The organism is Kitasatospora sp. NPDC004240 (assembly GCF_053603215.1).
This window is the reverse complement of record NZ_JBSGFD010000113.1, coordinates 16,931-27,677: the sequence shown is the minus strand read 5'-3', so window position 1 is coordinate 27,677 and position 10,747 is coordinate 16,931. Positions and strand designations below refer to the sequence as shown.

12 protein-coding genes and 2 pseudogenes are annotated in these 10,747 nt (G+C 69.8%); 7 read left to right on the top strand and 7 right to left on the bottom strand.

Translation table 11 applies throughout. From position 1 onward, the window contains the following. From ACWEQL_RS26935 to ACWEQL_RS26920, 4 genes are all read left to right on the top strand, one after another. Positions 1-168 (top strand): DUF5713 family protein (locus ACWEQL_RS26935; protein WP_452152898.1); only part of this gene is annotated, 168 nt, incomplete at its 5' end. 63 nt (positions 169-231) lie between these two features. Further along, positions 232-447, top strand: a complete 216-nt coding sequence (locus ACWEQL_RS26930) for a GNAT family N-acetyltransferase (protein ID WP_452152897.1) — start codon at positions 232-234, stop codon at positions 445-447. Positions 448-569: 122 nt separating this feature from the next. Then, entirely contained in the window at positions 570-1,892 is a 1,323-nt protein-coding gene (locus tag ACWEQL_RS26925) for a UDP-glucose dehydrogenase family protein (protein WP_452152895.1), read from the top strand. A 157-nt stretch (positions 1,893-2,049) separates the two neighbouring features. Next, complete coding sequence (locus tag ACWEQL_RS26920; RefSeq protein WP_452152894.1) at positions 2,050-2,571, top strand: NUDIX domain-containing protein; 522 nt, start codon at positions 2,050-2,052, stop codon at positions 2,569-2,571. Positions 2,572-2,810: 239 nt separating this feature from the next. Here ACWEQL_RS26920 and ACWEQL_RS26915 read toward each other — a convergent pair whose 3' ends face one another. From ACWEQL_RS26915 to ACWEQL_RS26900, 4 genes and pseudogenes are all read right to left on the bottom strand, one after another. Beyond that, on the bottom strand, positions 2,811-3,161 hold the full coding sequence (locus ACWEQL_RS26915) for a hypothetical protein (RefSeq protein ID WP_452152893.1): 351 nt from the start codon (positions 3,159-3,161) through the stop codon (positions 2,811-2,813). 374 nt (positions 3,162-3,535) lie between these two features. Beyond that, positions 3,536-4,371: pseudogene (locus tag ACWEQL_RS26910) on the bottom strand (transposase family protein). A 64-nt stretch (positions 4,372-4,435) separates the two neighbouring features. Further along, positions 4,436-4,750 carry a hypothetical protein gene (locus ACWEQL_RS26905; RefSeq protein WP_452152892.1) on the bottom strand — a complete coding sequence of 105 codons (315 nt, stop codon included), beginning with the start codon at positions 4,748-4,750 and terminating at the stop codon, positions 4,436-4,438. Positions 4,751-4,755: 5 nt separating this feature from the next. Further along, the gene (locus tag ACWEQL_RS26900; protein ID WP_452152891.1) at positions 4,756-4,890 is read right to left on the bottom strand and encodes a hypothetical protein; all 135 of its coding nucleotides are present in this window, start codon (positions 4,888-4,890) and stop codon (positions 4,756-4,758) included. A 90-nt stretch (positions 4,891-4,980) separates the two neighbouring features. On the opposite strand from ACWEQL_RS26900, the gene ACWEQL_RS26895 reads away from it, so the two are divergent. Together ACWEQL_RS26895 and ACWEQL_RS26890 are read left to right on the top strand one after the other, a co-directional pair. After that, the gene (locus ACWEQL_RS26895; protein WP_452152890.1) at positions 4,981-5,133 is read left to right on the top strand and encodes a hypothetical protein; all 153 of its coding nucleotides are present in this window, start codon (positions 4,981-4,983) and stop codon (positions 5,131-5,133) included. Positions 5,134-5,221: 88 nt separating this feature from the next. Further along, positions 5,222-7,621, top strand: a complete 2,400-nt coding sequence (locus ACWEQL_RS26890) for a 2OG-Fe(II) oxygenase (RefSeq protein ID WP_452152889.1) — start codon at positions 5,222-5,224, stop codon at positions 7,619-7,621. Positions 7,622-7,634: 13 nt separating this feature from the next. Here the strand turns inward: ACWEQL_RS26890 and ACWEQL_RS26885 are convergent. From ACWEQL_RS26885 to ACWEQL_RS26875, 3 genes and pseudogenes are all read right to left on the bottom strand, one after another. Then, positions 7,635-8,408 (bottom strand): annotated as a pseudogene (locus ACWEQL_RS26885) (helix-turn-helix domain-containing protein); the annotation flags it as partial. A 107-nt stretch (positions 8,409-8,515) separates the two neighbouring features. Next, positions 8,516-8,761, bottom strand: coding sequence for a hypothetical protein (locus ACWEQL_RS26880; protein ID WP_452152888.1), 246 nt, complete (start codon positions 8,759-8,761; stop codon positions 8,516-8,518). A gap of 225 nt (positions 8,762-8,986) precedes the next feature. After that, positions 8,987-9,361 carry a hypothetical protein gene (locus ACWEQL_RS26875; protein WP_452152887.1) on the bottom strand — a complete coding sequence of 125 codons (375 nt, stop codon included), beginning with the start codon at positions 9,359-9,361 and terminating at the stop codon, positions 8,987-8,989. A gap of 19 nt (positions 9,362-9,380) precedes the next feature. On the opposite strand from ACWEQL_RS26875, the gene ACWEQL_RS26870 reads away from it, so the two are divergent. Further along, positions 9,381-10,220, top strand: coding sequence for a hypothetical protein (locus ACWEQL_RS26870; protein ID WP_452152886.1), 840 nt, complete (start codon positions 9,381-9,383; stop codon positions 10,218-10,220). The last annotated feature ends 527 nt before the right edge of the window (positions 10,221-10,747 follow it).

The window sequence follows — 10,747 nt, the reverse complement described above, 5'->3', positions numbered from 1 at the left end:
GCTGCGACGGAGGAGTTCAACCTGCTGGACAAGGAGTTCATGGCGGCCGGGAGCGAGATCGAGACGGTTGCGCGCGAGTGGATCTGCGACGAGTTCTGTTTCGTCGCATCGGCATACGGGTTCACGGACTCGGATGCGGAGAGGCTGACCGCCGGCCGGGACTGGTGACCGAGGGCAGGAAGGCCGTCTCGATCAGAGCTATTCGTCGAGAACTGCGATCAGCACGGTCGCCTGGTAGCGGAGGGCGGGCTTGTGGTACCGCGTGGCTCCCACCGGCGCGGCTACGCCCGCGCCGCCGTCCAGGCCCTGCTGGACTGGCTCGCCGAGCAGGGCTGCGGCCTGGTCACCCTCAACGCCAGCGACGACGGAGCACCGCTCTACCGTTCCCTCGGCTTCACCCCCAACGAGCGGGCGATGCGGCTGATCCAGCACCGCCCCCAGCCCTGATCCATCGCCGCCCCGATGAACAGCTGATCGAACTTCGTTCCGTCAAAAGCGAGTTCAAAACCGCGATAGCGTCGGGTAGCGCGCCGGATGCGGTGCGCTACCCGACCAGACAAGGACCCTCCATGCGTGTTTCCGTGATCGGCTGCGGCCACCTCGGCATCCCGCACGCGGCGGCGATGGCCGAACTCGGTCACGAGGTCATCGGCGTGGACGTCGACCAGGCCAAGGTCGAGCGCCTCAACGCCGGCGAATGCCCGATCTACGAGACCGGTCTGCCCGAGCTGCTGGCCGCTCACACCGCCGGCGGCCGCCTGCGCTTCACCACCGACATCGCCGAAGCCGCAGCCTTCGCCGACCTGCACTTCGTGGGCGTCGGCACCCCGATCGACGCCGACGGCCGCTCCTACGACACCGGGCAGGTCTTCGGCGCCATCCGCCAGCTCGCCCCGCACCTGAAGCGGGCCTGCACCATCGTCGGGAAGTCCACCGTCACCGTCGGCACCACCGTCAAGGTCACCGACCTCGCCCAGCGTCTGGCCCCCGCCGGCGACCTGGTCGAGGTCGTCTGGAACCCGGAGTTCCTGCGCGAGGGCCACGCCGTCGAGGACACCCTGTGCCCGGACCGCCTCATCGCCGGCGTCACCAGCGCGGAGGGCGAGAAGGCGATCCGGGCGGTCTACGCCGGGATCCTCGACGCCGGAGTCCCCCTGTTCGTCTGCGACCCGCAGACCGCCGAACTCGCCAAGGGCGCCGCCAACACCTACCTCGGCCTCAAGATCTCCTTCATCAACGGCGTCGCCGACATGTGCGACGCCGCGGGCGCCGACATCTCCAAGATCGTCGAGATCCTCGGCATCGACCCCCGCATCGGCGCCGACGGGATGCGGCCCGGCATCGGCTACGGCGGCGGCTGCCTCCCCAAGGACGTCCGAGCCTTCACCGCCTCCGCCCGCCAGCTCGGCGCCGACCGGGCCGCCGCCCTGCTGCTCGCCGCCGAACACATCAACGAGGACCGAACCCGCACCGCGATGGCCCTCATCACCGGCGCCCTGGGCAGGCGCCCGGTCAAGGGCGCCCGGGTCACCGTGCTGGGCGCGGCGTTCAAGCCCGGCACCAACGACGTTCGCGAGAGCCCGGCCCTCGCCCTCGCGCAGGCCCTGGAGCACGCCGGGGCCACCGTCACCGTCCACGACCCGCAGGCCGTCCCCACCGCCATGCAGCGCAATCCGGAGCTCGACTACACCGACGACCTCCCGGCCGCCCTCGACGGCGCCGACATCGCCGTCCTCGCCACCGAGTGGCCCGAGTACCGGCAGGCCGACCCGCAGGACCTCGTCCACCGTCCCACGACCCCGCTGCTCGTCGACTGCCGCACCACCCTCGACCCCGAGCCCTGGCGCGCCGCCGGCTGGACCGTCCACCAGCTCGGCCGCCCGGGCAAGTAGCAGCACGCCACGCAACCTCAGCAGCGCCCGCAAGCCCGCCAGGGCTTCCGGGCGCTCGCCGTGCGGGCGGAGGGGCCAACGTCCCCCGGGCAGATACCGTGGGCCGTCCAGGCGCACAGGTCCCCGGCCCTCGCGCCAGCCGGACGAGGGAGACGCGATGGCCTGGCTGCCGCCCGAGGAGTACGTCAAGACCATCGAGAGCGCGACCGCGTTCGGCTGCTTCTACTTCACCGACACCACCGGCCGGCACCTGGCCATGCGCTCCCGCCACGACCCGGCGTTCTGGGGATGGCCCGGCGGCAACGTCGAGAGAGGCGAGCACCCCCTGCAGACAGCGGTCCGCGAGTGCGTGGAGGAGACCGGCATCGACCTGCGGGTGACGAACCCCGGCCTCGTGCACCGGCCCCGGCTGCTGGCCGTGATGTTCAGCAGCCCCGGCGCAAGCTGGCCGACGGCCAAGACGGGGTTCGTCTTCGACGGAGGCGAGCTGACCGACGACCAGCTCGATGACATCGTCCTCGACCCCGAGGAACACACCGAGTGGCAGGTACGACCGGTCGCCGAGTGGGCGCACCTGATGAGCCCGCAGGAGCACAGCCGCCTCCAACAGGTCGACTCGGCCCGCCGGACCGGCGCCGCGGTGTACCTGCCATTCTCCGTCGGTCCTGTAGGCGCATGACCGGCAAGCTGCTGGATGGTCACCGACAAGGCGAGCCGGGGAGCTGACGCCGCGACCGGCGTGTGGCAGCCGCTTCGCCCCGACCGGGACCGCCGGCCCGTCGTACCCCCGCTCGGTGCACCAGCTCGTCCAGGAGAGCACCGCGCCGCAGCGGGTGTTCCAGGTGTTCATCGCCGAGCTGTCTCACAGCACCGTTCGACTTCTCGGCACTGGGAGCGGCACTTGGCAAGCGACGAACGCTACGGCCGCTTCCCAGAGCTGCGGCCCGTCTCTGCCTTGCGGGTCTCCAGCTCGTCGTTCCTGAAGACGATCGGCCAGCCACCAGCGTTGAAGTGGTTGGCTTTGAAGGTGTGGAACCCTATCTCCTTCAGTGCCTTCACGGCCGCATGCGTGATGAGGTTGTTGGTGGGCTTCATCCCGAGGGCCCTCTGGACTACGCCGAGTGCGTGGTAGGCGGTGCCGTGGATGATGACGATGTGGTCGTGCAGCTTGCGCAGGTCGCTGTCGTCGAGCACTTTAAAGACGGCGGCGCGGGTGAGCGTTCGGTCCTCGCCTTCGATGCGGACAACGGTGCTTTCGTTGGTGGTCACATTGCCCTCTTCGTGATCGTGGTCGTTCCCCGGCCACCGTAGCGGCCACTTGGGCGGCGGTCAGTCAGACCGCAGCAATGAACGTCGCGCGCACGCAGGGGTGTCCGCGGGTGCTCTTCCTCGCCCCGCCAGCCAGGTGAATCCGGTGGCACCGCCGTACGGACACCCGCCGTACCCTGGTCGGCCGCCTGATGATGAGCACCAGCGCCACCACGGACACAGCAGCGGGCCGACGGGGCACGCTCGCCTGATGAAGGGAGAGCTGGTCCAATGAGTGGTGTGCATCGTGAAGTGGCAGGTCACGGGCCTGGTGCGCGTCGGCGTCGGGGTGCTCACGCTGGTTGCGGGCGGATGACTTCGGTGAAGATCGTCGGTCAGCGGGCAACTTCCCGGTTCGTCAGGACCAGCAGGGCCCGCACCAGCGCGGTCGCCCACTTCGGGTCGGTGCGGGACCTTGCCGAGCACGCGCCAGTTCTTCAGGTGCGCGAAGCCGTGCTCGACCGGGGCCCGGACCGCGGCCAGCGCCTTGTTGGACAGCTTCTGCCCCCAGGGGCCGGTTGCGGGCCGCCTTGTAGCCGGTGATCACCGCCGGGTCGGCGTCCGGGCCGCTGTCGTCGAGGCCGACGAAGCCCAGGCCGGCGATCGCGCCAAGGCCGGCCGCGCGCAGATGGGCGGTCAGTTTGTCGTGGCGGCACGCGGTGTTCTCCGAGGTGCGTCCGGGCCGGACCGCGCTCACCCAGACCAGGCGGCCCATGTCGTCCGTGAGCGCGATCACGAGTAGACCGTGGCATTTGTGCTTGCCGGAGTAGTTCTTCCGGTTCTCGGTCCCGGTGCGGCGGCGGGTGCGTATCAGAGAACCGTCCAGCAGGACCACCCCGCCACCCGATCGGGCGATCTTCTTGAGCGCGCGATCCAGGCGCGGGGCGCGGACGGCCAGCAGGCCGACGGCCTCGCGCACCCACCGGGTCACGGTGGTGCGGTGCACCCCGTTCCCGCCCGCCAGGTCGCCGGGCCGCTGGTCACAGCGCAGCACCGCCAGCACGATGCCGGCGATCCTCCCTGCCGACAGGGCCCGCCATCGCGATCCGATCTTCTTGCAGTGGCCGCGTATCAGGTCGGCGAGCCAGTTCAAGGTGGCACTCGACAGCGGCAGGCGAGCGGTGTGGACAAGACCGTCGGGGCCCTCGACGAGACCGTTGTTTTTCTTCACACCAAACTCAACTGCCGCCGGGGGCCCTCTGGTTACGCTCCTGCGGCGTGCAGGGCCGGGACGGCTACAGCCGTGCGGTGAACTTCCCGTCGCCGCGTTTGTGCAGCCAGCCGCGGTCCGCAAGCTTGACCAGTTTCGCCCGCAGCGGCTCCAGCTTCCCGCGCACCTCCACCTGAGGGCCCAGCTCTTCGCCCACTGCCCGCACCTGCACCGGACCGCCGGCAGCTCGCACGATCGCCAGGATCCGGCGGTAGTCGTCGGGCAGCGCGGTCTCGTCAACGCTGTCGCCGCGGTGCGGGACCAGCAGCATCGCACGCCCGCCGACCTGCGCTGACGCCGGTGCGACGGCAGCCCGTTCCCCAGCCGTCCGCTCGCTCATCCGCGTCAGGACCGCTCGGCGATTGCGAGTTCGTCCCGCTCGGCCTTCACCTCGTCCAACTGCTTGACCAGGTGTTCTTCCAGCTCGTCCAATTCCGCACGGCGCGCGGCGATCCGTTCCAGTACCTCGGGGTCCACCATGCCCGGGATCGTAGGAGCATCACGAGGTGGAACGGGCCAAAACCCACGAAGACCTCCCTGCCCGACGATCTACACGGCAGACTGCCGCGCGTGACCAGCACGAGCACCAGGGCACGGAATCACACCAGGCCCGTGACCTGCCACTTCACAATGCACACCACTCACTGGCGCCACCACCAGCAACGCGAGCACCTACGCGTCCACACCATCCGCTACCGCGACATACTCACCCTCGCCGCATGACCAACAGCCCGGGAACAAGGACTGCCCGCGGCGTTAAGGTCTCCGGGACAGGCCATACGGCACGCTGCACCCCTGGGGACGAAACAGTATGGGACACGGAGCGCGGAAGCAGCTAGCGGAGCTGCTCGGCGACGCACAGCGGCGCGGGGACTTCAGCACCCGTATCGAAATGTCGGCCCGCGCGCTGCGCATCGAGGTCGACGGGGTGGGGGAACTGCCGCTGCCGCTGCGTGCCCCGGTCACCAAAAAACTGATCGCGCAGGCCCGGCAGGCATCCTTCGGCCGGGGCGAGCAGACCCTGTCCGACACCAGCGTCCGCGACACCTGGGAGATCACCCCGGACCGCATCACGCTCGGCGGCACCGACTGGGACCGCACCCTGGACAGCGTCCTCGACGGTGTCCGCGCCGCGCTCGGTCTGCCGCCCACCACCGTCCTACGTGCCGAGCCGCACGCGCTGCTCGTCTACGGCAAGGGCCAGTTCTTCCTGCCGCACCAAGACTCCGAGAAGGACGACTTTATGGTGGGCACCCTGGTCGTCTCGCTGCCCTCACACCACACCGGCGGCGAACTCGTCGTCTCGCACGCCGGCCGCAGCGTCGTCCACCAGGCGTCCCGGGAGAAGCTGACCTTCGCCGCCTTCTACGCGGACTGCCTGCACGAGGTCAAGCCCGTCAAGTCCGGCTACCGCGTCACCCTCACCATGAACCTCCTTGCCGAACGCATCTGCCCGCCCGGCGAAGACGACGGGCACTCGGTCGCCGACCTGACCCACTGCCTGACCGAACACTTCACCAAGCCAGCCGAAGAGCGCTACGCCTACGGCCGGCAGAAGGCCGCGCCCCCGAACCGCCTCGTGTACCTCCTCGACCACGAGTACACCCAGCGCGGCCTGGACTGGGAGCGCCTCAAGGGAGCCGACGCCACCCGCACCACCCTGCTCCGCCAGGCCGCCGCCGAGGCGGACTGCGAAGCGGTCCTCGCGTTGGCTGAGGTGAAGGAGACCTGGGACGCGCATGCGCCGTACGATCGCTACGACTACTACGGCGAGGTCGAGCACTACGACGACTGTGAGGACGAGGAGTGCGAGGGTGAATGCCTCCTGGAGCCCGACGGGGAACCCGGTGCCGAGCGCCGCCGCAGCGGCGACTTCTCCAACTACGAACTGAACGAGCTGATCGACGACGAGATCACGCTGAGCTGGTGGACCTGCCCGGACGGCACCGGCGGCGAGCAGATCAGCCTGCCCGTCGCGTACGCCGAGGTGTGCGCCACCACCGAGAATAAGGACCTGACGCCCTACCAGTCCGAGTACGAGGGCTACATGGGCAACTACGGCAACACCCTCGACCGCTGGTACCGGCGGGCCGCTGTGGTCCTGTGGCCCCGGCAACGGTCGTTCACGGCCCGCGCCGAGGCCGGCTCCGAGGGCGCACTGCGGGAACTTCAGGGCCACCTGGATGCCGGAGACCTCGACCGGGCGCGCACGCTCGCCCGGTCGCTCGCCCCGTTCTGGAAGCACCACGGTTCGGGCGAGGCAGCCGCGGCGCTCTTCGCAGCCGCCCTGCCCGTCGCGGTGGGACTGCGGGAAGCGGACACTGCCACGATGCTCCTCGCGCCTTTCGGGGTGGAGACCCTGGGAGAGCGGCACGCCCCGGGTCTCGCGGCAGCGGCCGCGCGGTACGGAAGGACGTGGGCCCGCGGGGCCGTCAGCAGCTGGTTCGGCACGGTTGGCGCGTACACCGGGGCCGACCGCGCGGCGTGGCTCGAATCGCTGCCCGGCCTGTGCACCGCGCTGCAGGCCGCCGACGGCGATGGGGACGCGATGGCCTCGCCGCTGGCCGAGGGTGCCTGGCAAGCAGTCGAGCAGCAGCTCACCAGCTGGCTCGGCGTCGGCCGCGAGACGGAGCGCCGCACAGGAATGGAGGGGCTCGGCGCATCACTGGCCCGCGTCCTGCAGGCGGCAGGGCCCGAGACCGCTGACACCATCGCCGCCACGCTGTGCGGCCTGCCGGACACTGCCCTGGAATGTCTGCTCCCCGCCCTGCGCACAGTGGCCCGCCACCAGACAACCGTCCGCGATGGCGTACCCGCCGCCCGCGCCTTCCAGACCCTCGCCGACCACTGCGAGGGCCGGCTCATCGCGGCCCTCACCCGCCCCGTACGCGCGGCCGACGACTGGTCCCTCACCCCGGCCGGGACATGCCGGACCGGCTGCGGACTCTGCCCCGACTTGGACGCTTTCCTCACCTCCCGTACCCGCCACATCATGGAGTGGCCGCTCGCGAAGGACGGACGCCGCCACCTCCACAGCCGCATCGACCAGGCCGGCCTGCCCGTCTCCCACACCACCCGGCGCCAGGGACGCCCCTACGTCCTGGTCCTGACCAAGACGAAAGCCGTCTTCACCCGCGAACAGGCGACCCGCACACGCGCCGAGACCGACCTGGCGTGGCTGCGGGACAAATGGCCCCGGTCGCGCGACTGAGGGTGGCTGTTGATGTCTTCTTGACGTGGCCGTAGAACTGGTCCTTGGCGAGGTCGTAGGCGGCGAACAGGTGCCGGACGCCGTGCGGGCGGGTGTAGGTCGCCCGCCGCCGGGGCCTGGGCCCGCGGTCGGGATCCTTGTGTCGGCCGCCGCGCTCTGCCCACTGCCGGCCGGGGTGAGGTTGGAGGTTGAGCGGCCCGAACTCGTCCAGGCAGAAGATGACTTCGGGCTCACCTTCTTCGGGTATGACCTCGCCGTCGGCGATCGCGTAGAGGTGCTCGACGCGGGCCTTCTTGGCCGCGTAGTCCGGGTCGCGGGAGGTCTTCCAGGTCTTCACGCGTTGAAAGGAGACGCCCTCCTCGCGGAGCAGGACCCGAAGGCCTTCGTGGCTGATGTCGTCGACCACCCCCTCGGCGACCAGGAAGTCGGCCAGCTTGGCCAGGCTCCAGGTCGAGAACGGCAGGCCGTGCTCGGCTGGCCTGGACTTGGCGATTTTCTTGATCTCCCGGCGCTCGGGCAGCGTGAACGTCCTCGGCCGCCCGCCCCGATACTTCGGGTAGAGCGAGTCGAAGCCGTCCGCGTTGAAGTTGTGGATTACGTCGCGGACCCGGTCCGCGCTGGTGAACGTGACCTCGGCGATCTTCGCCACGGGCATGCGCTGGGCGGACAGCAGCACCATCTGGGCCCGCCGCCAGATCACCACCGACCCGGTGCCCCGGCGGATGATCCGCAGCAGCCGTCTGCCCTCGTCATCATCGATCTCACGGACTCGCACTCGCTCTGCCACCAGTACAGCATGGCGGACCTGCGCCGCTGGAGTGGAGTCCGGACGGCGTCAGGTCGCCGTAGGCCCCAGGTTTGCTGATGCGGCACCAGATCCCCGGCCCTCGGGACTCACCTTGCGGCGTGGATGCAATCGTTCGACTCGAGAGGGCCGAGCTCGGGGACAGTCAGTCGCCGTTGTCCGCGGGCCTCGCACGCGCTGTTGAGCGGCGGCTCCATCTCCGCCCCGATGATGGTCACGCGGCACCCGTCACGTGTGTGGAGCACGAGCGACATCCCGTCTATCCAGTCGCCCGCACGCCAGTGGCCGGTGAGCTGGGTCTGACCGTCCGGCCGGCGGTGCATCGCGACCACCATGAAATGGAACCATCCTCCATTGCCCCGGCCCCCCTGCTGGTATAGCTCCCCGCAGCGAGTGCAGGCAACGGTCGACCGGGGCGAAGGTACGTCACCGGCAGTCATGATGCTCCAGCACCCCCTCAGGTCGGCAATGGCTCAGTCACGATCGGCATTCTGCAGTTGCTGCTGGCCCACGTCACCTGGTTTGCATGGTGCACAGGGCAAAGGTTGCTTGATGCGGCACTAGCCGGTGCGCGGCATCTCCGTCCGCACGCGCTGCTCCCGCAGCAGACCGAGAAGCTGGTGGGCGGTTGCCCGGGCGCGGCCGGCTGCGGGCTCGGCGACGTCGGTGAGGCCGGCGGCGCGAGCGCTGGTCAGTTCGGCGCTGAGCAGGCGTCCGGCCCTGCGCTTATGGGCGATCTGCTGGGCCAGTCGGCTGCGGGTGAGGTCGCCGTGGGGGCGCTCGTGCCAGGCCGGAATCGTCTCGTCGGCGGCGGTGACGGGCCGGGGGGCCGGGGGGCCGGATACGCGGGACTGGGCCTTCTTCAACACTCCCCTCGCCTCCGCGCACCGTTTGTCGGCCTCCGCAGCGAGCTCGGCGAGCTGCTGCTCCGACACGTCCCGCAGCGGGCGGCGGGTGCCGTCCGTCTCCAGTTCGGCCTTCTTTCTGCAGTCCGTCGGCGATGTGGTTGCGGATGCGCCAGCTGGGTACGGCGGCGACGTCCTCGGCATCGTTGAAGCCGCGCTCCCGGTGCGCCTGCGCCAGGATCCGGGCGGGGTCGAACCCGATCTTCTCCGCGTCCTGCAAGGCGCGTGCGACGGCCGGCCATGCGTCGTCGGCGGTGAACTTCTCGGCGGCCAGGCCGAGCGGGGCGCGGGTGATGCTCTGGTAGCGCAGGGACAGCGCGCGGGTGTGGACATCGGTGTGCTCCCAGGCGAGGGGGCTGATGTCCCAGGCGCGTTCCTGCTCCTCCCGGATGGCGTCGGTGGCGGAGCGGCTCGGCTGCTGGTTCGCTGCGATCCGTTGCAGGACGTCGGCGAGGGTTTCGCCGTCTTGGAGGATCACGTAGCTGTGGTTCTCCTGGCGCCCGCGGGGCATCTCGACGTATGCGAGATCGCGGGCGGTACGGCTGTCGAGCAGGCCGGGGCCGGTGTGCCGGACGATCAGACTGCCGTCCTGGGTGACCTCAACGACCGACCACTGGTCGCCGTTCTTGACGAAGCCCTTCCCACCGCGCGTGGGGTTGTGGCGGTCGTTCCGCCGGGGGACGACCAGGTCCCCCCGGTGGGCCTGCAGGCCGACGCGCAGCTCCACGGCGGCGGACAGGTCGAGCTGGCTCGGGTCGCCGACCAGGCGCACGAGTGCACCGGCCTGGCACAGGTCCTTCCGTTTGCCCGGCCACAGCAGCTCCCGTCCCTGGAGGATCTCCGGAGGCAGGACGTAATCAGGCAGCGACTTAGCGACCGAAGCGACTGAGTACCTGCATTGCTTTGCCGAGGCCGCGTGGCGGAGAGGGACCGGAGTGGCTGGGTCGCTTGGTCGCTGCTGTCGGGTCGCTGGGTAAAAGTGCAGGTCAGGGGCCTGATGGTGGGGGGTGTAGCGACTGTAGCGACTCTGGTACGGGCATATGGCGACATTCGCGCGCGTGCGTACGCGTTCATATATCCGACCTTCAGTCGCTTCAGTCGCTGCCTGATCTTCACCATGGCCTTTGACCTGCGGAAACACGCCACTAGCTGGAGCAGCGACCGAACGTCACACAGTCGCTCACCCCCACACGCCAGTCGCTGTATAGCACGCAGCGACACGCCCGGCCGACAGGAAGTGGAAGAAGAGGGTGCTTCTTGAGTCGCTTCGGTCGCTGAGTCGCTGCCTGGTCGGCCCCGGCTGGGTCGCTTGGTCGCTGCTGTCGGGTCGCTGGGTAAAAGTGCAGGTCAGGGGCCTGATGGTGGGGGGTGTAGCGACTGTAGCGACTCTGGTACGGGCATATGGCGACATTCGCG